The sequence below is a fragment of the Clostridium sp. TJA032 genome (genome assembly GCF_058310275.1).
Genome location: NZ_JBZEFB010000001.1, coordinates 1353802 through 1378155 on the forward strand (window position 1 = coordinate 1353802; position 24354 = coordinate 1378155).

Annotated in this window: 16 protein-coding genes; 2 read left to right on the forward strand and 14 right to left on the reverse strand. The window is 29.4% G+C overall.

Features of this window, described 5'->3' with window-relative positions:
• The first annotated feature begins 77 nt into the window (after positions 1–77).
• A complete protein-coding gene (locus AC4FRL_RS06300; protein WP_491139352.1) occupies positions 78–1727 on the forward strand; it encodes a putative manganese-dependent inorganic diphosphatase in 1650 nt (549 codons plus the stop codon).
• 38 nt (positions 1728–1765) lie between these two features.
• Here the strand turns inward: AC4FRL_RS06300 and AC4FRL_RS06305 are convergent, their stop codons facing one another.
• The 7 genes from AC4FRL_RS06305 to murG all read right to left on the reverse strand — a co-directional run bounded on the left by AC4FRL_RS06305 (position 1766) and on the right by murG (position 12128).
• Positions 1766–2407: an HAD-IB family hydrolase gene (locus tag AC4FRL_RS06305; protein ID WP_491139353.1), complete on the reverse strand. Its 642-nt coding sequence runs from the start codon at positions 2405–2407 to the stop codon at positions 1766–1768.
• 84 nt (positions 2408–2491) lie between these two features.
• The gene (locus tag AC4FRL_RS06310; RefSeq protein WP_491139354.1) at positions 2492–2869 is read right to left on the reverse strand and encodes a DUF1292 domain-containing protein; all 378 of its coding nucleotides are present in this window, start codon (positions 2867–2869) and stop codon (positions 2492–2494) included.
• A gap of 183 nt (positions 2870–3052) precedes the next feature.
• A complete protein-coding gene (gene gad, locus AC4FRL_RS06315) occupies positions 3053–4447 on the reverse strand; it encodes a glutamate decarboxylase (protein ID WP_491139355.1) in 1395 nt (464 codons plus the stop codon).
• Positions 4448–4895: 448 nt separating this feature from the next.
• On the reverse strand, positions 4896–6323 hold the full coding sequence (gadC, locus tag AC4FRL_RS06320) for a glutamate/gamma-aminobutyrate antiporter (protein WP_491139356.1): 1428 nt from the start codon (positions 6321–6323) through the stop codon (positions 4896–4898).
• Positions 6324–6797: 474 nt separating this feature from the next.
• Positions 6798–10307 (reverse strand): pyruvate:ferredoxin (flavodoxin) oxidoreductase, encoded by a 3510-nt coding sequence (gene nifJ / locus AC4FRL_RS06325; RefSeq protein WP_491139532.1) that lies wholly within the window; start codon positions 10305–10307, stop codon positions 6798–6800.
• A gap of 111 nt (positions 10308–10418) precedes the next feature.
• Entirely contained in the window at positions 10419–10844 is a 426-nt protein-coding gene (locus AC4FRL_RS06330) for a flavodoxin (RefSeq protein WP_491139357.1), read from the reverse strand.
• 207 nt (positions 10845–11051) lie between these two features.
• A complete protein-coding gene (murG, locus tag AC4FRL_RS06335; protein WP_491139358.1) occupies positions 11052–12128 on the reverse strand; it encodes an undecaprenyldiphospho-muramoylpentapeptide beta-N-acetylglucosaminyltransferase in 1077 nt (358 codons plus the stop codon).
• 155 nt (positions 12129–12283) lie between these two features.
• Here murG and AC4FRL_RS06340 point away from each other — a divergent pair, with 155 nt between their 5' ends.
• Positions 12284–12463 (forward strand): alpha/beta-type small acid-soluble spore protein, encoded by a 180-nt coding sequence (locus tag AC4FRL_RS06340; RefSeq protein WP_491139359.1) that lies wholly within the window; start codon positions 12284–12286, stop codon positions 12461–12463.
• Positions 12464–12617: 154 nt separating this feature from the next.
• Here AC4FRL_RS06340 and recJ read toward each other — a convergent pair whose 3' ends face one another.
• The 7 genes from recJ to AC4FRL_RS06375 form a co-directional block, all read right to left on the reverse strand.
• Positions 12618–14396, reverse strand: a complete 1779-nt coding sequence (recJ, locus tag AC4FRL_RS06345) for a single-stranded-DNA-specific exonuclease RecJ (protein WP_491139360.1) — start codon at positions 14394–14396, stop codon at positions 12618–12620.
• A gap of 11 nt (positions 14397–14407) precedes the next feature.
• The gene (locus AC4FRL_RS06350; protein ID WP_491139361.1) at positions 14408–15619 is read right to left on the reverse strand and encodes a M16 family metallopeptidase; all 1212 of its coding nucleotides are present in this window, start codon (positions 15617–15619) and stop codon (positions 14408–14410) included.
• Between the two features lie 196 nt (positions 15620–15815).
• Positions 15816–16391 (reverse strand): DJ-1 family glyoxalase III, encoded by a 576-nt coding sequence (locus tag AC4FRL_RS06355; RefSeq protein WP_491139362.1) that lies wholly within the window; start codon positions 16389–16391, stop codon positions 15816–15818.
• Between the two features lie 11 nt (positions 16392–16402).
• Positions 16403–19345 carry a DNA topoisomerase IV subunit A gene (locus AC4FRL_RS06360; RefSeq protein ID WP_491139363.1) on the reverse strand — a complete coding sequence of 981 codons (2943 nt, stop codon included), beginning with the start codon at positions 19343–19345 and terminating at the stop codon, positions 16403–16405.
• Positions 19346–19358: 13 nt separating this feature from the next.
• The gene (locus AC4FRL_RS06365) at positions 19359–21305 is read right to left on the reverse strand and encodes a DNA gyrase/topoisomerase IV subunit B (RefSeq protein WP_491139364.1); all 1947 of its coding nucleotides are present in this window, start codon (positions 21303–21305) and stop codon (positions 19359–19361) included.
• Positions 21295–22365, reverse strand: coding sequence for a tRNA 2-selenouridine(34) synthase MnmH (mnmH, locus tag AC4FRL_RS06370; RefSeq protein ID WP_491139365.1), 1071 nt, complete (start codon positions 22363–22365; stop codon positions 21295–21297). The genes AC4FRL_RS06365 and mnmH overlap by 11 nt, the downstream gene beginning before the upstream one ends.
• 237 nt (positions 22366–22602) lie before the next feature.
• On the reverse strand, positions 22603–24003 hold the full coding sequence (locus tag AC4FRL_RS06375; RefSeq protein ID WP_491139366.1) for a glycosyltransferase family 2 protein: 1401 nt from the start codon (positions 24001–24003) through the stop codon (positions 22603–22605).
• Positions 24004–24354 lie beyond the last annotated feature (351 nt).

Below are 24354 nucleotides of genomic sequence, written 5' to 3' on the forward strand. Positions count from 1 at the left end.
ACTTTACTTTTAATAGTTTAGGAATTAAAATATATTCATGAATTAAAAAATTTAAAACAATGAAGGAGGCAACCTAAATGAAGGATGTAATATACATTACAGGACATAAAAATCCTGATTCAGATTCAATATGTGCAGCTTTAGCATATGCTGAATTTAAAAATAAAACTCAAGATACACCAGCTATTCCTGTTAGATTAGGAAAAGTTAGCCAAGAAACTCAATACATACTTGATTATTTTGGTGTTGAAGCACCTCAATTTTTAGAGACTGTTAAGTTAAAGGTTGAAGATTTAGAAATGGATAAAATAGCTCCTTTAGCTCCTGAAGTTTCTTTAAAAATGGCTTGGAACATAATGAGAGATAAAAACTTAAAATCAATTCCTGTTGCAGATGGAAATAATCATTTATTAGGAATGTTATCTACATCTAACATAACTGCAACTTACATGGATGTTTGGGATAGCAATATTTTAGCAAAGAGCAAAACTTCTTTAGATAATATATTAGATACTTTATCAGCTAAAGCTGAAAATATAGCTGAAGGAATAAAAGTATTTCCAGGAAAAGTTGTAGTTGCTGCTATGCAAGCAGATTCTTTAAAAGAATTTATAAAAGAAGGAGACATAGCTATAGCTGGAGATAGAGCTGAAATACAAGCTGAATTAATAGAGCTTAATGTTTCTTTACTAATAGTTACAGGTGGACATACACCTACTAAAGAAATTATAGATTTAGCTAAAGAAAATAACATAACTGTTATTACAACTCCTCATGATTCTTTCACAGCATCAAGATTAATAGTTCAAAGTTTACCAGTAGATTATGTTATGACTAAAGATAATATAGTATCTATATCAACTGATGAACTAGTTGAAGATGCAAAGGTAACAATGAGCGAAACTAGATATAGTAATTATCCTGTAATAGATGAAAACAATAAAGTTGTTGGTTCAATTGCAAGATTCCACTTAATATCTACTCATAAGAAAAAAGTTATTCAAGTAGACCACAATGAAAGAGGTCAATCAGTAAATGGTTTAGAAGATGCGGAAGTTTTAGAAATCATAGACCATCATAGAGTTGCTGATATACAAACTGGTAACCCTATATACTTTAGAAATGAACCTTTAGGAAGTACTTCAACAATTGTTGCTAAAAGATTCTTTGAAAATGGAATAAGACCTTCAAGAGAAGCTGCTGGTCTTTTATGTGGTGCTATAATTTCAGATACATTATTATTTAAATCACCAACTTGCACTCCACAAGACATTAAGATTTGCAGAAAATTAGCAGAAATAGCTAATATAGTTCCTGAAACTTTTGCAAAAGAAATGTTTAAAGCTGGAACTTCTTTAAAAGGAAAATCTATTGAAGAAATATTTAATGCAGACTTTAAACCTTTCACAATTGAAGGTGTTAAAATAGGTGTTGCTCAAGTTAACACTATGGATATAGAAGGATTTATGCCTTTAAAAGATAAAATGTTAGAATATATGAATCAAAAAGCTGATTCTATGGACCTAGAAATGATTATGTTATTACTTACTGATATCATAAATGAAGGTTCTCAAATATTAGTTGCAGGAAGAAGTCCTGAAATAGCTGAAGAAGCCTTTAAGGTTACTTTAGAAGATTCAACTTGCTTCTTACCTGGAGTTTTATCTAGAAAGAAACAAGTTGTACCACCACTAACTCAAATAATCACAACAAGAGTTGGTAAGTAATTTAATAAAAAAGCAATCTCTATTTGAGATTGCTTTTTTTAAGTCCAATTTAACACTTCAAATTCTGGATTACTTTTTTTATAGTTTATTAAATATCCTTTTCCTGCTAAATCTAAAAGGGGCTTGTCAGATAAAGAATCAGAAAACATATAAGAATTTTTATAATCCACCTTTATATTGTTTTCCTTTAAATAAGCTTTAAGTCTTTTAACCTTTTCCTCTCCTTTGCAGTTTTCTCCTATCATTTTTCTTTTGAATTTTCCATTTTCAAAAGCAAATCTAGTTCCTATAATTAAATCTACTTCTTTTATATTATAAAGTTCATTTAAATAAAATTCTGGTGATGCAGATATTAAATAAACCTTATAACCTTCTCCTTTTAACTTTTTTATCATGGAAATTGCATCATTATAAAGTATTTTGCTTAAAACTTCATCATAATATTTTCTCACAAAAACCTTTAAATCTTCTTCGCTCATTCCATCTAAAAATTTTAAGAAAGATTCTTTTACTTTTTTCTCATCATAAAACTTCAACCCATACATAAGTCCTGAAAAAGCAGCTCTTGGTAAGTATATTAAATTCTTCTTATGCTCCTTTATGGAAAACTTAAATAACTGAAGCAAAGTTTCTTTGCTTGTTATGGTAAAGTCAACATCAAATATAGCTAATTTCTCCACCTTATCCACCACATTTCTAAACAAATTTATAAAAAATATTATAAACTAAAAAAAAGATGATGTAAAACACATCATCTTTTTTTATTATTCAGCCATGTTTTCTTCGTAGAATTTAACAACCTCATCAAACTCTTCTTCTGAAGGAAGAATTAATTCTCCTTCTTCACCTTGAGATTTGAATAGGTACACTGATTCATCAGGATGTTGTACTAAAACGTACTCTTCATCTTTATATTCAAAGGCATCAATAACATCACAAGTTATTGTATTTCCTTCTTCATCTTCTAAATCTACAACGAAATGCTCTACATGTTCGTCTCCACATCCACATCCTTCATGATGTCCATGATGATCGTGTCCATGACCGTGTCCACTGCATCCGCATCCTTCATGCTTTTCTTCTTTTTCGCTTCCGCAACCGCAGCTGCCTCCACAACATTTGTTTAATTCTTTATCTGACATAATCTTTCCTCCCTTGTGGAAAATTTACTTTATATTAATTGTAACCTTAAATACAAAATAATAAAAGTCTTTTATTTTTAATTCTTTATTATATTCTTAACACAATATAATAATATAATCAATATATATTAAATATTTAAAACAAAAAAATTCCTAAGGAAAACCTTAGGAATTTTTTTATTTTTAATGAGTAAATCCTTGAACGCCTTTTTTAGTTTCTTTATTTAAAACTCTTGCATTATTTAAATCTTTTATAGCAGCGTTGAAATCTCTTATATATAGTTCTGCTAAGTTGTGGCTTAAATCAGCACGACATACTATTCTTTGAATTATTGTATCTTGTAAGTTAGCAGGTAATGGATAAGCAGGAACTTGCCATCCTTTCATTAATAATCTATCTGCTAAGTCATATAAAGTCCATTCAACATTAGCATCATCTTTTAATTTATAGCAAACTATTGGTAAATTCTCACCATTGTTATAAATTTTAAATAATCCTGTTTTTTCAATTTCAGAAGCTAAATACATAGCAACATCTTTTGTTCTTTGATGTATTTCTCTAAATCCTTCAAAACCATATCTTAAGAAGTTGTAGTATTGACCTATTATTTGGCTTGCAGATCTTGAGAAGTTTATTGCCATAGTTGGAATTTTTCCACCTAAATAACTTACATCAAATACTAATTCTTGAGGTAAATATTCTTTATCTCTCCATAATACCCAACCAATACCTGGGTAAACTAATCCATATTTATGACCTGAAGCACTTATTGATACAACATTTTTAAGTTTGAAATCCCATTCTAGTTTAGGTTCTATAAATGGTGCAAATAAACCACCAGAAGCTGCATCTATATGCATAGGTACTGATAATTTAGCTGTTTTATTATATTCTTCTAATTTCTTATCTAAGGCTTTAATATCATCATATTTTCCTGTATAAGTTATACCTAGTATTCCTACAACCCCTATAGTATAATCATCAATATAATCTAAAACCTTATCTACATTCATGCTCATATGTTCTTCATCCATTGGAACTAATCTCATTTCTATATCCCAATAAACACAGAATTTTTCCCAACATACTTGATACCCTGAAGAAATTACTAAGTTTGGTTTTTTAGATGTAACATCCATACCTAAAGCCTTAGCTCTATTTCTCCATCTAAATTTCATAGCCATACCACCTAGCATACATGCTTCTGAAGAACCTACTGTTGAAGTTCCCATAAAGCTTTCATCTTCTGGTGCATGCCATAAATCAGCTAAAATGTTTACACAACGATTCTCTAAATCTGTAGTTTGTGGATATTCTGATTTATCTATAGCATTTTTTTCTAAAGTTTCTGACATTAAGGCTACTGCTTCATCTTCCATGTAAGTTTGACAGAAAGTACACAAGTTTTGACGAGCATTTCCTTCATCTAATAAGTCGTCCTTAATTAATCTATATGCAACTTGTGGTGGGATAGGATTTTTAGCTAATTCATATTTAGGGATAGATTCATTACTTTCCATAGTACCAAATATTGGTGTGTCAAATTTGCTTCCTAATTGATTTTTTCCAAAAAGCATTTTAATACCTCCTAATTTAGCCAAAAACCACTCTTAAGTTCTTTTATAAAAAAATTTAAGAGTAATTTTTAGTTATATAAATTTTTATTTATATTGCCTAAATGACTCTCTCATCAAGCTATATATATAATACACCTTTTAAAGATAATAATTAAATTCTCAATTCAGTTACATTTTATTAATACTTTATTGTTTTTTTATAAATATGTATCTTTCTTCATATTTCTCCTTTTTTCTTCAAATTACTCCATTTTTCTCTTTAAAGCATTAAAGAGTAAATTTTATTAGAGATTTATTAAATCCTAGTGGTTTCTTTTAGCTATTTAATTAAAATAACTGTTATTATTTCATAATCTAAATAAATTAATCCATAACTAGAAATATATTCTTTAAAAGTTTTAAAAGATAAAATTAAGGTAACCAATAAAAATATTGGTTACCTTAATTTTTATCCTACTTGTTTATCCCATTTTTTATGTAAAGCATATATTACAAATGGAATTAATACAGTTATTACAAAACTTACAGATAATATTGTTAGATATTCTGATATACTTTTTCCTGTTAATTGAGAAGGTGGTACAAATGATATTACTAAAGCAAATACTGATACTAAGAAACCAACTATTGCAACTATCATTTTAAATGTTTTTCCACCAGGAACATGATAAGCACGTTTTAAATCTTCATGTTTTAATATTAAAATAATATATCCTATAAAGAATAATAAATATCCAACTAAGTATATAACTACTGTTAATGAAATTGCAGTAAGGAATGAAACATTGTTTCCTCCACCACCGAAAGTTAAAACAGCTGCCCATATAGTAACTACTACTCCTTGTACTAAAACTAATGGTACAGGCACTTCATGTTTATTAACTTCTGTTAATTTTTTTGGTAATAACCCTTTTTTTGCAGCAGCATACATACCTTCAGAAGGACCTACAACCCAAGAACTTACTTCTGCCATAACTCCTAAAGCAAGTAATAGTGCTACAATTCTTGTTATCCAATCAAAACCTTCTCCAAAATTTACAACTACTAATTGATGGAATGCTTGTACAACACCTGCACTTAAGTTTAATTGTTGTTCTGGAATAACAGCTGCAACAGTTAATCCACCTACAGTATTAAGAATTATAGCTAATGCTACAAGAATAAACATAGCTAAAGGATAGTTTTTATTAGCATTTTCTAACTTATTAACATGAGATGCAGATGCTTCAACTCCCATATATGCTAATATAAATGAAACAAAGACAACTAAAGTATTTACTTTAGTGAAATCAGGCATAAGATCATGTGCACTTAAAGCAACATGAATTGGATTACCTTTTACTATGTAAATTATACCTAGTGCAAATAATATTATAGCAGGAACAACAACACCAAAAACAAATCCTGCTTTTGCTATTTTTGCTGTATTTTTAGTTCCTCCAAATTGAGAAAAAGTTAATACCCAAAATATAACTAATACACCTATAAATTTTATTAAGGGATTACTATTTAATGCTGGCCAATTAAAGACATATGATAAAGCTCCTAATATAAAATAAATCATTGTAACAAATCCAACTGTTATTTGGAACCATTGAAAGAATATTGCTGCAAAGCCCCATCTTTCCCCTAAGGTATTTCCAACCCAAGAAAAGATACCTCCTTCTTCCCAGCCATCTACTGTTGCCATCTCTGCTGCACATAGAGCAACTGGTAAAAACCATAAAAGTCCACCTACTATTAAGAAAAATACTAAATGAAATCCTGATGTTGCAAAGGTAGGATACTCATAGACTGTCATTACCATAGATGCTGTCATAGCAAAGAATCCAAATAAAGTTAATGTTTTTCCACTTGCACCTGACTTACTTGGCATAACAAACGCCTCCTTTAAATTTTTAATTTTAAATTTAGAAGTTTAACTCTTTAATCAACAACTATTATCTAAGACAAAAATTTAAACTTTAATAAATTCTTCTCTTGAATAATAGCTACTAACTATATTAAATAATAACCTTTGTTAACAATTTATTCAAAACTTCCTTTCTTCAATTTTTATCTGTTATATGTTAAAACTTAGTAAAATCCCATTTTTACTCTTTATTACTTCAATTTTCTTTATTTTTCTTTTATTTTAAATTAATATAATTTTATTAACATTTTTATTAATATTTTATCAATAAAAATTTAAAATAAATATTAAAATACTACAAATTTATATAAATATTTTTCTTTTAAAATTATGAACAAAAACAAAAAAATAAGAGTTAAGTCTTTTAAAAAGTCTTAACTCTTATCTATTATACTTCAATCTATATATTTAAACCTAATTAGTTGCTATATTTACTTACTAGTTAGAAGCAAGTTTTTTGTAGCCTTCTAATCTTTCTTTAGCATCTCTTTCAGTCTTTTCGAATAATGCTTCAGCATGTTCTGGGAATGCTTTTGCTAATGCAGCATATCTAACTTCTCCCATTATGAACTCTCTAAAGTCTCCTGTTGGTTCTTTAGAATCTAATGTGAATGGGTTCTTTCCAGTTTCTTTTAACATTGGGTTAAATCTGTACATAGCCCAGTATCCACATTCAACAGCTCTCTTTTCTTCTAATTGAGCGTTACCCATACCAGCTTTTAAGCCGTGGCTGATACATGGTGAGTAAGCTATTATTAATGATGGTCCTTTATATGCTTCTGCTTCAGCTATTGCTTTAAGAGTTTGGTTCTTGTCAGCTCCCATAGCGATTTGAGCAACATATACATATCCGTAGCTCATAGCCATCATTCCTAAATCTTTCTTCTTAGTTCTCTTACCTGCAGCAGCGAACTTAGCTATAGCAGCAGTTGGAGTTGATTTAGATGATTGACCACCTGTATTTGAGTAGATTTCTGTATCCATAACAAGTATGTTTACATCTTCTCCGCTAGCTAAAACGTGGTCAACTCCACCGTAACCGATGTCGTAAGCCCATCCGTCTCCACCGAAGATCCATTGTGATCTCTTAACTAAGTAATCTTGATCTTTTAAGATTTCTAAAGCGAACTCGTTAGTTTCACCTTGTAATGTAGCTATAACAGCATCAGCTCTATCTCTAGTTCCTTCACCGTTATCAACTTCAGCTATCCAAGCTTCTAAAGCTTCTTTAGCTTCTGGTTTAACACCAGCTTCGATTGCTTTTCCAGCAAGGTCAACTAATCTATCTCTTATAGCTTTAACTCCTAAGAACATACCTAATCCAAACTCAGCGTTATCTTCAAATAATGAGTTAGCCCAAGCTGGTCCATGACCTTTGTGGTTAGTTGTGTATGGAGTTGAAGGAGCAGATCCACCCCAGATTGATGAACATCCAGTAGCGTTAGCTATCATCATTCTATCTCCAAATAATTGAGTTATAAGTTTTGCATATGGAGTTTCTCCACATCCAGCACAAGCTCCTGAGAACTCGAATAATGGTTGCTCAAATTGGCTACCTTTAACTGTATTTTTGTTCATTGGGTTTTTCTTAGGTGCAACATCATTTACACAGTAATCCCAAGCTTCTATTTGATCTTCTTGAGTATGTTGTGGTTTCATAACTAAAGCTTTTTCCTTAGCAGGACAAACTTGAGCACAGTTTCCACATCCAGTACAATCTAAAGTACTTACAGCCATAGTAAATTGCATTGGCTCTTCTGTTTTTAATGCTTTAGCAGCAACTAACTTAGTTGAAGCTGGAGCATTTTTAGCTTCTTCCTCTGTTAATAAGAATGGTCTTATTGTAGCATGAGGACAAACGTAAGCACATTGGTTACATTGGATACAGTTATCAGCTATCCATTCTGGTATGTTTATACCAATTGCTCTCTTTTCGTATGCAGCAGTACCTGGTTCGAAAGTACCATCTTCCATTCCATTAAATGCTGATACAGGAAGTTTATCTCCTTCTAATCTGTTCATTGGCTCAACTATGTTCTTAACGAATTGTGGAACTTCTTTTTCTTCAACAACTTCGTCTTTAGCATTTGCCCACTCAGCTGGAACTTTAATTTCAACTATAGCATCAATTCCTTTATCTATAGCAGCGTGGTTCATGTTAACAACTTTTTCACCTTTTTTACCATATGAAGTTACAACAGCATCTTTTAAGTATTTAACTGCATCTTCTACTGGTATTATGTTAGCTAATTTGAAGAATGCAGATTGCATTATCATGTTGATTCTTCCACCTAAACCAACTTCTTGAGCTATCTTAACAGCATTTAAAGTGTAGAACTTAATGTTGTTTTCAGCTAAGAATCTCTTATAGCTTGCTGGTAAGTGCTTAGCAACTTCTTCTGGACTCCAGATAGTGTTTAATAAGAATGTTCCGTTTTTCTTTAATCCATCTAAAACGAAGTACTTATTAACATATGATTGGTTGTGACAAGCAACGAAATCAGCTTTGTTTATTAAGTAACATGATTTTATTGGTTTTTTACCAAATCTTAAGTGAGAAATTGTAACCCCACCTGATTTTTTAGAGTCATATGCAAAGTATCCTTGAGCATACATGTCAGTATGGTCTCCGATGATTTTGATAGCACTCTTGTTAGCACCAACTGTTCCGTCTGATCCTAATCCCCAGAACTTACAAGCTTTAGTTCCTTCTGGAGCAGTATCGATATCTCCAGCAGCTTCTAATGAAGTGTTAGTTACATCGTCAACTATTGATAAAGTGAATCCATCTTTTGGTTCATCTTTCTTTAAGTTTTCGTAAACAGCAACTATGTCAGCTGGTACAGTATCTTTTGAACCTAATCCAAATCTACCACCAACTATTACAGGAGCATTTTCTAATCCGTAGAATGCATTTTTAACTTCTAAGTATAAAGGTTCTCCTGCTGAACCTGGTTCTTTAGTTCTATCTAAAACAGCAACCTTTTTAACAGTTTTAGGCATTGCTTTTAATAATCTTTCATTTGAGAATGGTCTGAATAATCTTACTTTAACTAAACCAACCTTTTCTCCTTTAGCGTTTAAGTAATCTATAGTTTCTTCTACTAAGTCTGTAACAGATCCCATACCTACTATAACTCTTTCAGCATCTTCTGCTCCATAGTAATCGAAACAGTTATACTCTCTACCAGTTAACTTAGTGATTTCTTTCATGTAGCTCTCAACTATTTCTGGAACTGCATCGTAGAATTTGTTTACTGCTTCTCTTTCTTGGAAGTAGATGTCTGGGTTTTGAGCTGTACCTCTAGTTACAGGTCTGTTAGGGTTTAGAGCTCTTCTTCTAAACTCATCTACAGCTTCCATATCTACTAATTCTTTTAATTCATCATATTCTAAAAGTTCAACTTTTTGTATTTCATGTGATGTTCTAAATCCATCAAAGAAGTTTACAAATGGTACTCTAGCTTTAAGAGCTGCTAAATGAGCAACAGCTGATAAGTCCATAACTTCTTGAACTGATCCTTCTGCTAACATAGCGAATCCAGTTTGTCTTGCAGCCATAACGTCTTGGTGATCACCGAAGATGCTTAATGCTGAAGTAGCTAGTGATCTAGCTGATACATGGAATACTGATGGTAATAATTCACCAGCTATTTTATACATGTTTGGTATCATTAATAATAAACCTTGTGAAGCTGTGTAAGTAGTTGTTAAAGCTCCAGCTTGTAATGAACCGTGAACTGCACCTGCAGCACCTGCTTCTGATTGCATTTCCATTACTTTTACAGGTTGACCAAATATGTTCTTTAATCCTCTTGCACTATTTTCATCAACCCACTCTGCCATTGGTGATGATGGAGTGATAGGGAATATTGCTGCAACATCAGTGAACGCATATGATATATAAGCGGCAGCTGTGTTACCATCCATAGTTTTCATTTTTCTCATTGCCATTGAGATGACCTCTCTTTCATTAATTTTGTAGATATATAAATTTAAATCTTAAAAATTATAATATATTTAAAGTAATTAATTAAAACTACTTTTTAGCTTAGTAAATTATTTTATTAATTTTTTTGCTAATTCCTTAGCTTCTTGAATTTCCTCATTATTTGGTGATTCATTTACAGCTAAGCTACCAACAACGTCGAATCCATAATCCTTCATTCTTTCAACCCATTCAACCATAAATTCTCCATTATCCCAACCATATGACCCAAATAAAATCATTTTTTTGTTGTTATTTGGAGTTAACTTGAATTGTTTTACAAATGGTTCCATATCGTATTGTTCTATTCTGTTATTATCCATTGAAGGGCTACCTAAGGCTACTGCATCTGCTTCTAAAACATCCTCTGCCTTCGCACTTGAAACATGCTTTATTAAAACATCTACCCCTAAGTCTGTTAATTCTTCTGCAATAGTATTTGCTAATACTTCAACATTTCCACCATTGCTCCAATATATTACTGATACTTTACTCATAAAAACACCTCTTATACTTGATAATATATTTTATCTTAAAGGCCCAATATTAATTGATATAAAACTAATTTTTCTCGACATTAATAATTATACTCTTTGAGAGAAATTTTTCAAGTTGCATATTTAGATATTTTAAAACATATTTTTAATGTTTATTAACAATTCTTATAAAAGTTCTTCCATATGCTTAGAATTGTCCATAAAAATTTACATATGTGCAGATTTTTTTATTATATCTATGATATTGTCAACTCCATTACCTATTTTGCTCATTTTCATAGAATTTAGGTATTTTTCCTTGTTTTTCTCTATATCCTTTATTGATTTTAAAAGTACTTCAGGACTTAAATCCTCCTCTTTAATAACCATTGAATAGCCACTCTTTTCAAAGGATTTAGCATTTAAAACCTGGTCTCCTCTTGAGGCATTTGCAGATAAAGGTATTAAAATATTTAATTTCCTTAAAGCTAATAATTCAAATATTGTATTAGCTCCAGCCCTAGATATAACTAAATCTGCTAAAGCCATTAAATCAGGTAACTCATCAGATATATATTCATATTGTCTATATCCCTCTAAATTATTTAAAGATTCATCTAAGTTTCCTTTTCCACATAAATGAATAACATTATAATTTTTTAATATTTCTTTTAAACTTTTTCTAAGGCTTTCATTTATAACTTTAGAGCCTAAGCTTCCTCCAATAACCATTAAAACCTTTTTATTGTTATCTTTAAAAGCACAAAATCTTCTTCCTTTTTCTTTATCACCTTTTAAAAGGTCTTCTCTTATAGGTGTACCTGTTAATTTACCTTTATTATCCTTTATATATTTTAAACTCTCTGGAAAGGTAACACAAAGTGTATCACAAAAAGGAGATGCAATTTTATTTGCTAAGCCTGGTGTTAAGTCAGATTCATGGGAAACTACAGGAATTTTTTTCATAGAAGCTGCTATTACAACTGGTACAGTAACAAAGCCTCCCTTTGAAAAAATAACATCTGGTTTCTCCTTTGAAAGAATTCTTTTTGCATCCATTACCCCCTTTAAAACCTTAAGAGGGTCTGTAAAATTTTTAACATCAAAATATCTTCTAAGTTTACCAGAGGATATTGAATAGTAAGGTATATTTTCCTTAGTTATTATCTCTTTTTCTATACCATTTTTACTGCCTATATATTTTATATCAAAGCCTAACTCTTTTAGTTTAGGCACTAAGGCTAAGTTTGGAGTAACATGTCCTGCTGAACCTCCACCTGTCATAATTATTTTATATTTTTTCAAAAAATCAACTCCCTTATAAAATGTGATTTTATTTTAATTAACAATGGTATTATAAATATTTTTTTGTAATAACCCCTTCAATTCCCTATCATATTTTACTCTATTTTGCACAATATATAAATGCAAACTCAATCAATACAAAGGAGGAATTAAAAATGGCACAACATTTAGTACCAGAAGCAAAAAATGGATTATCTAAATTCAAAAACGAGGTAGCAGCTGAAATGGGAGTACCATTTTCAAACTACAATGGAGATTTAAGTTCTAAACAATGCGGTAGTGTTGGTGGAGAAATGGTTAAAAGAATGGTTGAAAAATACGAAAAAGGAATTTAACTTATATTTAATTTAATTTTAATAATTAAATAAACTTTAACAATTAAATAAAGCTTAACTTTTAAATAAAATTAACAATTAAAATATAAAAATATTTGCAAAAATATTTATTTTAAAATTACTGGAGCAATATAAAAATATTGCTCCTTTAATTTTATATTCTAAAATATTTTACATTAGCTTGAATTGATTTATTTCCATTAAATTCATTTATATTAGGATAATAAATTAAATCAATATTAAAATTACAACTTCCCCCATCTAGTATTCTTATTAATTCTTCTTCTCCATATTTATTAGCAAAATCCTCTTTAAATTCTTCAACTTTATTTCCAAAAGCTATTGCATCTATAGTATTATAAGTATTTTTTAATTTACACCTAAATTTAATTACATTTTGCTCTTTTCCCATTATCCAAACCCTACTTACCTTAACATCCTTTTCTCCAAAAAGTGGACTAGGATTTCCTTTTCCAAAAGGCTCTAACTTTTCTAAATCATCTATTAACCCATAATTTAAATCTTCTAAAGAAAGTTTAGCATCTATTCTGACTTTTGGTATTAGGTCCTCCTTAGTTAAACTACAATTTTCTAATAACATATTTCTTAATAATGGTATTTTTTCTTCTTCTACAGATAATCCTGCTGCCATAGGGTGTCCCCCAAACTTGCTTATAAGCTCTTTACATTTTGATAACTCTTCAAAAATATTATATTCTTCTTTAGACCTTGCAGAACCCTTAGGCATATCTTTTCCTTTAGTCATTATTATTGTAGGAACATTATATTTTTCTTTTATTCTTCCTGCAACAATTCCAGCAATACTTTCATGTATATAGGAGTTGTAAACTAAAATTACCTTATCATTTTCCATTTTATTATCCTCTATTTGTTTTATTACCATATCAACACTATCTTTTGTTAATTCCTGTCTTCTTTGATTTAACTCAAAAAGCTCTTTTGCTAAAGCATCTGCTCTATCATAATCTTCTGCTAAAAGTAATTCTACAGATAAATCTGCTGTTTCAAGTCTTCCTGTTGCATTTATACAAGGACCTATAACAAAACCTAAATGATACTGAGATATTTCTTTTCCTTCAAGACCTGTGTATTTTTTTAAAGCAATTAAGCCCTTGTTTTGAGTATTATTAAGCATTTCCAAACCTTTTTTTACTATTACTCTATTTTCACCTAATAAATCAACTACATCACATACAGTAGCAATAGCACAAATTTCTAATAACTCTAAGCTTTCCTCATTAGGTATTCCTAATTCTTTATATAAAGCACACATAAATTTAAAGGCAATTCCTGCACCACATAAAGATTTAAAAGGGTACTTACAATCCTCTTGCTTAGGATTTATAACTGCATAAGCTTTTGGAATTTTTTTATTTATTTCTCCTTTTTCATCTTTAACTAAAGGAATATCATGGTGGTCTGTTAAAATAACATCCATCCCTAAATTTTCAGCTAACTCTATTTCAGAAAAGGCAGAAATTCCATTATCACAAGTTAAAATAACCTCCGTTCCCTCTTCCTTTAAAATATTAACTCTTTTAGAGTTCATTCCATAGCCTTCTTCTTCTCTATTTGGTATATGATAGTTAAAATTAGCACCACACCTTTTTAATCCCTTGTAAAGAATTGAGGTACTTGATACTCCATCACAGTCATAATCACCATAAATAGTTATTTTTTCTCCTTTTTCTATAGCTTCTTTTATTCTTTTAACTCCTTTTTCCATATCCTTCATAAGGTATGGATTGTTTAAACTTTCAATTTCTCCACATAAAAACTCCTTAGCCTTTTTTTCATCTTTTATATCTCTATTCACTAAAAGAGTAGCTGTTAATAAATCTATATTTAATTTTTCTTTTAAATTTTCTATATCTTCTCTTTTTCTCTGTCTAAGTAGCCACTTTTCTCTCATGCACTCACCTCTTAATTAATTATTTGCACAACGGATTTTTCTAAAACTTTCTTAAGTATTTTCTTCATATCTTTTAATGTTAAATCTTCTACTAAGTTTAACTCATTAAAAATATATTCTCCCTTATTAAACATGGTTTCATATATAGCCATTCTATTAGCAAGTACTATACTTTTTTCTAGGTCTAAGGAATTTTTAAGTTTAAATCTTTTTATTAATTTCTTTAAGCCTTCATCCCTTAAATATTCTTCTATATTTATAGCCTTTAATATACACTTTTCAATAAGTGCTAAAGCCTCTTCTTCCTTTTCTTTAGAAGTTCCTAAATAAACCTTAAATAATCTTATTCCTTTTTCATATTTAACTTCACTATAAACCTCATAAGCTAATCCATTCTTTGTTCTAATTTCGTCATAAAGTACTGAACTTACTCCTTCACCAAACCAAAGATTAAAAATTTTAAGTGTGGATACCTCCTCCATAGTTAAATCACTTATATCAAATAAGCAACATATTTTAACTCCATTATTTCCTTGAACTTTCTTAGAAAATACTCCATAATTAACATTTCTTTTTAAAGGCTCCTTAAATACTTTTCCTCTTTTTACTTTCATAAAGCTTTTTTCTACAATTCCCTTTACTTCCTCTAAGGAAAAGGAGGAAACAACTGAAACAACAATATTTTCACTTAAATAATTTCTATTGTAAAAATTCTTTAATCCTTCAAAGCTTATTTTCTCTATATCCTCCTTTTCTCCTATTATTAATTTTCCTAATCTCTCATTAAAAAATCCATTATTTAAGGCTATGTCCTCTACTTGTTGTTCTAAATCCTCTTTCCATTCATCACTCTCTTGTTTTATCACATTTATTTCTTCTAAAAATCCCTCTTTACTAAAATTAGAATTTAAAACAATCTCTGAATATAAAGAAAAGCCTTCAAAAAAATCTTCCTTAGCAGTAGTTCCATAATAAATAACATAAGGAAAATTAGTCATAGCATTATTAAAACCAAATAATTCATCTAATTCTTCATTTATTTCATCTTCTCTTATTTTTTCATTCCCTTTAAAAAGCATATGTTCTAAAGCATGAGCCATTCCTATTTCATCTTTTTTTTCTGCATTAGCACCACTTTCTAAACTTATGCAAAAGGATGTATGTTCTATATCTTTAAATTTATATAATAATCTAACTCCATTATCTAAAACTATCTTTTTCATATTTCCCTCCAAAGATATACTATTAAATCATATTATATTTTAACACAGGTAATAAACTTATAAAAAAATAAAAGAGCCATATCAAAGCCTAAATAAAATTTATTAATTTTAAATTTACTCTTTAAACCTTAATTTATAGTAAATCATTAAATAAATTTTTTAAGCTATTTGATATAACTCTTTTTAATATAAAACTTTATTTTTCTTCTGTTTCTAAGAAAAAGTCAATAAGCATTCCCTTTCTTATATCCTTTGCTTCTTTTTCATATCCTAAGCTTTTTAATATTTCTAATCCAAATACTAAAGCCGTTGCAGGACCTCTACTTGTTATTATATTTCCATCTACAACTACTGTTTTATTTTCTATATAATTAACATTTCCAAGTTCTTCTTTAAAGCCAGGATAACTTGTAACATTCTTACCTTCAATAATATTAGCCTTAGCTAAAGCTATTGGTGCTGCACATATTGCTGCAACTATTTTATTATCTTCATTATATTTTTTTATTAAAGCTTGAACTTTTTCATTATCTCTAAGATTTGTTGCCCCTGGCATTCCACCTGGAAGTACAATTGCATCATAACTTTCTAAATCAGAATCTAATATTGTCTTATCACAAAGAACTGTTGTTCCATGGGCACTATTAACATTTTTATTTTCTGTTATGCTACATGCATGACATAAAACCTTAGCTCTATTACAAACATCTACAACTGATAAAGCCTCTATAGTTTCAAAACCTTCTGCTAAAAATACTAAAACTTTTTTCATGACCATACCTCCTACTTAATAATTACTTCCCTTATATAATCCTCTAAGCCTAGAATCATTAAACTACTTCCTCTACCTGCTCTATTCTGTAGCTTAATATTTTCAATGCTTACCTCAGCTTTTTCTTTTTGCTTAGACTCTAAAATAAGTTTTTCATAATTACTAGTTAATTCTTTTTTATAGTCATTATACGCCTCTAAAACTTTATCATCAATACCTACCTCTAAGGATGGAATAGCTCTACCAAATATAACTTTATTATTATCTTTTAAACTTATTCCTGTTACTCCCGAAGCTACTTTTCCCATAGGATTTAAGGAATTAGCTAAGAATTTAATTCCCATAGCATTTTTAGTTACTAAAATTATTGTGGCATTATCAAGATTTATATCTATATTTATAACTTCATCCTTTGGATTTTTAAATTTATAAGCTATTTGATTATTAAAATCTCCTAAAAATTCTCTTAGACTTGTCTTTTTAACTAATCCTTCCATTGTGAAGAAATATACAAATAAATCTTCCCCTATTCTTCCAAATTCATTTATAGGGAAAACTCTTACTATATTTTCATCCTTTTCAAAGCCATCTACTAAGTCTGAAATATTGCTCTCTTCTGTATTTTGAAGTAAATATGCTGGAAACTTAAATACCTTTCCCTTATTAGAAAAAGCTATTACATTTTTAAAAGAATTTACTTTTACTTTTTCATAAGAACTATTATTAAAATTATTAAAGGTTTTAATATTTCCTTTTTTATTTATTCCTATAATAAACTCTTTATATTCATAATTATCTACAAATCTTATGCTTTTAATTTTATTTCCATTTTTTAAAGGAACTAATTGTGCCCCTAATAAATTTCTTTCTGAAAAATCTAATTTTGGTTCAGAAACAACAAAACTTAAACCATTAGTTGTTTCTATTTCTACAAATCTTTCTTCCTCTTGAGAATCTATTAAAGATACACTTCTTAATGAATCATCATTTTTAAGTTTTATAGCCATAAGCTTTGAATATGCTGTAACAAATTTATCTAAAGTAGTCTTTTTTATTAAGCCATTAGAAGTTATAAACTTAAAGCATTTATTTGGCAAGAAATTATCAATTGATTCAATAGCAATTATTTTTTCATCCTCTAAATTTAATCCTCTTATTAAATCCTCAAGTCTTTCCCCTTTATCTTTCCATTTTTTATCTACTATAGAATTACATTTTATTTGATAAACAGTTCCTTTATCAGTAAATATAGCTAAAGTATCCTTAGTATTAGATTTAAGAAGGAATTTTAAGTAATCTCCCTCTCTATACTCTATTTCATTTTCATCAACATTTGAACGATTATAAGTTTTAAGAGGAAGTTTCTTTATGAAACCTTCCTTTGATAAGGTAATCATTACATCTTCTGCAACAATTAGCTCTTCTAAATCTATTTTAGCTTCACTTTCATCTTCTATTAAGGCAGTTCTTCTCTCATCTCCATAAACCTTAGAAACCTCTTTTAACTCCTCTTTTATAACTTCTAAAAGAACAGATTCCTTTTCTAATATTTTTTTAAGTTTTTTTATCTTTCTTGATAATTCCTTATGTTCTTTTTCAAAAACCTTTATCTCTAATCCCGTTAATCTATAAAGCATTAATTCTAAGATTGCCTCTGCTTGAATATCTGTAAAGTAAAATTCTGAAACTAAATTTTCATGAGCATCTTTTTTAGAATTTGAAGCCCTAATTGCAGCTATAACCTCATCCATTATACCTATAGCTTTTATAAATCCTTCAACTATATGAAATCTTTTTTCAGCTACTTCTAACTCTCTCTTTGTCCTTCTTGTGACAATATCCTTCTGATGATTTACATAGTGAGATATTATAGTTTTTAATCCCATAGTTTCTGGCTTTCCCTCTGCTAAGGCCACCATGTTAAAGCTTATATTTCCTTGAAGGTCAGTTTTCTTATAAAGATATTTAAGAACTTTATGAGCCATGTCAAAATTTATAGCCTTTTTAAACTCTATTACAGCTCTTATTCCTGTTCTATCTGATTCATCTCTAATATCAACTATTCCATCTAATGCTTTAGCATGTCTTTTATCACCAGTCATATCTGATATTGTTTGAAGTATTTTAGCTTTATTCCTTCTATAAGGGAACTCAGTTATAACTATTCCAAGTCTTCCATTTTCTAAGGTTTCAATGTTAGCTTTAGCTCTTAAAGTAACCTTTCCTTCTCCTGTTTCATAAGCTGATAGCAAAGTTTTTTCACCTATTAAAACGCCACCAGTTGGAAGGTCTGGACCCTTTATATATCTCATTAATTCCTTAGTTGTAATTTCATTATTATCTATATAAGCTAATGTCCCCTCTATTACTTCTTTTAAATTATGTGGAGGTATATTAGTTGAAAGCCCAACTGCTATACCAAAAGTTCCATTTACTAAAAGATTTGGATATCTAGCTGGTAAAACCTTAGGTTCCATTTCAGAATCTGAATAGTTTGGAACCATATCAACTACATTTTTCTCTATATCTCTAAGCATCTCCATAGATATACTTGAAAGCCTAGCCTCTGTATATCTCATAGCTGCTGCACCATCTCCATCTATACTTCCCCAGTTTCCATGTCCATCAATAAGTGGAGCTCTTGTACTAAAATTCTGTGCTAAAATCACCATAGCATCATAAACTGAACTATCTCCATGAGGATGATACTTACCTAAAATATCCCCAACTATTCTAGCTGATTTGTAATAGGGTTTATCAGGAAAAGCCTTTAACATATATGCACCATATAAAATTCTTCTATGTACTGGCTTTAATCCATCTCTTACATCTGGAAGGGCTCTATCCTTAGCCACTTCAACTGCATAAGGTAGATAGTTATCAGGCATAACCTCTTCAAGAGGCATTCTTATAATATTATTATCTTTTGGTATTTCAATATTTTTTTTAGCCATTTAATCTCCTCCTTTAGAACTCTGCGTACTTATACATATATTTCTTTCTAGGTTGAACAACATCTCCCATTAATAAAGAAACCATTTTTTCAGCCTTTGCAGCATCTTCTATAGTAACTTGTACTAAAGTTCTAGTTTCTGGATTTAAAGTTGTTTCCCATAATTGGTCTGGATTCATTTCTCCAAGTCCTTTAAATCTTTGAATAGTTGCCCCTTTTCCAACCTTTTTCTTAACTTCTTCTAATTCATCATCACTATAAGCATAAACAATTTTATCTTTTCCTTTTCCTGATTTAGCAACTTTATAAAGAGGAGGTTGTGCTAAATAAAGATGACCATTAGCTATAAGTGGTCTCATATATCTATAAATATATGTCATCCAAAGAGTTCTTATATGATAACCATCCACATCTGCATCACTCATTATTATTATTTTATCGTATTTTAAATCTTCTTCATTATAGTTATCTAAAATTCCTGTGCCTATAGCAGTATTAAATATTTTTAATTCTTCAGAAGCTATAACATTTTCCAACTTTTGTTTTTCTGTATTCATTATTTTACCCTTTGAAGGCATTATAGTTTGAAATCTTCTATCCCTAGCTTGTTTAGCTGAACCACCTGCTGAATCACCCTCAACAACAATAAACTCATTAGCTTCTTTATTTTTCAAGGTACAAACAGCAACCTTTCCTGCTAATGGTGCTGTTCCTTTTCCTATTTTCTTTCTTTCTGCATCATTAATCTTTTTAATCTTTTCTCTTCTTGCTGCTGCATCTATTGCATTGTTTATAATCATAGTTGCAACCTCTTTATTATCCTCTATCCAATGTCCAAACTTAGTGTAAGCTAAATCATTCATCATTGTATATGCTTCATTGTTTCCAAGTTTAGTTTTTGTTTGTCCCTCAAAAACTGGATTTGTAATTTTTATCCTAACAATAGCTGTCATTCCTTCTCTTAAATCATCACCTTCAAATTCCTTATCCTTTTCTTTTATAAGATTAAGCTTTTTAGCCCATTCTTTGAAAGCACGAGTCATTCCTGTTTTAAATCCTGTTTCATGAGTTCCAGCCTCTGTTGTAGGAATATTATTTACGTAACTTACTATATTTTCAGTTGTGGAATCCGTAAATTGAAGACAAATCTCTCCATACATCTGTATATTATTTACTTCTCTTTCTCCTTCAAATAAAACAGGTGTTTGATGAAGTGGTGTCTTACTTTCATTTAAATAATCAATAAAATCTAAAAGACCTCTTTCAGAATAATATTCCTTACTTACTGTTTCTTCTTTTCTATTATCAATAAGTTCTAATCTTATGCCTTTATTTTGAAAAGCTAACTCTTGTAATCTTTCATCTATAACATCAAATTTAAAATCTGATGTAGAAAATACTTCTCTATCTGGCAAAAATGTAACCTTTGTTCCAGTTTCCTTAGACTCACCAATAACTTCTAAATTAGTTACTGGAGTTCCTGGCATATCTTTTTTAAGCTCTTTATCATAGGTATATTCAAATCTTTGTCTATAGATTTTCCCATTTTGCTTTACCTCAACTTCTAACCATCTTGATAAAGCATTAACAACTGCAGCTCCAACTCCATGAAGTCCACCTGAAGTTTTATAGTTTTGATTGTTAAACTTTCCACCAGTATGAAGTTCAGTAAAGACCATTTCAACACCAGTCTTTTTCTTTATTGGATGCATTCCCGTTGGAATACCTCTTCCATTATCTATTACTGTAACACTTTTATCCTTATTTAATATAACCTTTGCCTTATTTCCGTAACCATTAGATATTTCATCTATAGAGTTATCTAATATTTCCCATATACAATGATGAAGTCCCTTACTTCCTGTAGAGCCTATGTACATACCTGGTCTTACTCTTACTGGCTCTAATTTTTCTAAAGAGGTTAAAGAAGTTACATCATAATTATTATTTTTATTGCTCATGCAAATCCTCTCCTAGTTCTTTTGAAATTTCTGAATATATATCCTCTAACTTATATAATTCCTCATCTATATTATTTATTTCTAATTCATTTCTAAATGTTTTTTTCTTTGCACTTGTACCATATCTAGGGTCATAATATTTTTCCATTAGCTCTATAGCTACTGTTTTATATTCTCCCTTATCTACTAACTCTTTATACTTTTCAACTCTTTCTTGACTTATATATTTTTTAAGAACTCCTAAAGCTTCATCTAACTGTTCATTTACATTCTCAAAAGATGTGTATTCCTTAACTAATCTTTCTGCTCTAATATCTAAATCAGCATTTATTTTAATTTTTTCTCCTTCATACATCTTTTCAAATAAATAATCAGGTATTAAAATTCTACCAATTCTCTTACTTTCTCCTTCAATAAATATAAGATTAGATTTTCTATGTCTTAGCTTATCATAAACTAAGGCATCAAATCTTTTTTGAGTGTTGCAATCTCCAAGTCCAACCCCTCCAAGAATTGATCCTCTATGATTTGCACATCCTTCTAAATCTAAAACATCATATCCCTTTTCTTCTAATTTATATAGCATTTCTGTTTTTCCAACACCAGTATTTCCGTATAAAACTATAAAATCAATAGCTTTAGAGAACTCTTCTATTTTATCTATTATAAAGCTTCTATAAGATTTATATCCGCCTTCTAATTTGTAACAATTTATTCCTAGACTATTTAGTAATGAATGGAGACTTCCACTTCTCATTCCACCTCTTGCACAAAAGATAACAAGTTTTTTACCATGTTTATTTTTATAAAGTTCTTGCACTTTTTTAAATATCTCTGGCAATCTTTTAGATATAAATTCAACACCTTGTTCCTTTGCAGCTTCTGCACTTTCTCTAACATATAAAGTTCCAACTACATCTCTTTCCTCATTTAAAAGAACTGGAATATTTACAGAACCTATCATAGGTTCTTCAAAGGCTTCATTTTCACTTCTAACATCTATAAAGATATACTCATCCTCATGTCCATATATCTCCTCATAACTTATTAATCCAAACATTTATATATCATCCTTTCAATTTACTAAAATAGTATAATTCTTTAAAAATACATTGTCAAACATTTGTTCCCATTAAATCTTAACTCTATAGTGCTTCACGATTATTAATTATATCAAAAGATTTTAAAAGACAAAAATATATATTTTTAAATAAAATTCTTCTAATAATATTGTCAAAATTCTTATGTAATAATCATAAAAAAATATAAGACATCCATTTTGGATGTCTTATAATAATTAAACTTCGTATATTCCGATTTGTCTAACATGTTTAGTATGTGACCATTCTTTTTTGTCTTTATCTATTATACCTTGTATTGTTATTGGTATCCAAGTTAATATGTATAATGGATAAATTAAGTATCTGTAGAACATTTGGAAATTTCTCTTTCCTAAGAATAATAAAGTTCCTATTAAGAAAATTCCTATATAAGCCACATTAAATAATGTTAGTAAAAAGATATTATCTAATATACCTAATTGATTTACTAAGTATGGTTGTATAAATACGTTACATGCATATAATGCTAATACAGCAAATAACTTTCCACTCATCTTCTTATCAAATAATAAAGCAAATGGTGTTAATAAGAATTGGAATACACAGAATAACTGCCATGCCGTTGCATTAAATAAATAACTTATTACAAATATTCCAAGTCCATCTACAGCTCTTACCTGTATGAAAGTTAAAACAGCTGCTAATCCCATAGCTAAAGTAACAAAAGGTTGCATTACATATAAAGTACAGTCAAAAGCAACTAAGCTTCTGTCTTTTATAGATTTCTTTAAAAGTTTCATTCCGTATCTAGTAGCAACGTCTGCAAAACCTTGCATCCATCTCTTTCTTTGATTCCAAGAAGCTTTTAAAGTTAATGGTTTCTCATCATATATTTTAGCATCGTGTGCCCAACCAACTTTTTCACCATTTAATATAAGTTTACAACTAAATTCTAAGTCTTCTGTTAAACAAGTTGCACCCCAACCTAACTTTTTAAGAGTAGCTGTATCTATTACAAATCCTGTTCCACCGATTTGTGCAGATAGTCCTATATTACTCTTTGCTAATTGAAGCATTCTATTAGCTGATGTAAAAGCTATAGCGTAAGATTCTGTTATCCATGAATCTTGAGGATTTTTAGAATCAATATATCCTTGAACAACTTTAAATCCTTCACACATCTTATTGTTCATTTCTTTTAAGAAGTTTTTATCGACTAAATTATCAGCATCAAAAACTGCTATGCCATCGTAATGAGTGTTCATTTTAAATATTTTATCAAACATCCACTCTAAGGCAAAGCCCTTACCTCTTTTATCTTTGTTAAATCTCTCAAATACATTTGCTCCTGCTTCCCTTGCGATTTTAGCAGTATTATCAGTACAGTTATCTGCAATAACAAATATATCATATAATTCTTTTGGATAATCTAAATGTTTTAAACTTTCAACTAAATTTTCTATAACTACTTCTTCATTATGGGCTGCTACAAGCATTGCAAATTTCTTTTGCGGTTCAAAAACTTTTTTGTCTTTTTTTCTGTAGAATCCAAATAGCGCTATGATTAAATAGTATAGCATTAGAGCAAATACGCCTATTTGAAAAACAGCTGTTACCCAAAATATATACTTTTCCATAAATTCCACTCCTATAACTTAAATTAACCTATGACATTATAACAGTTGTTCATATATTTTGTAAAATATATTTTATTTTTATTTTTTAATAATTTATCAAAAAACATTAAAAATGGAATAAAATCTATAAGATTTGAGAATAAAATTTAAATTTTCATGTCAATTGATTCATAAAACAACTTACCCCTTATTTCATGAATCAATTGCATCAAAACTTAATTTTTAATCTTTTACTTAAAAGACCTTAAACCTATGTGTTTTACTAATATTTAAACAACCTTATTATCAAAGGTTCTTCTTAAATTTTCCTAAGAAATTTTAAACTTCTCCTTTTAAATATAACTAATCTTT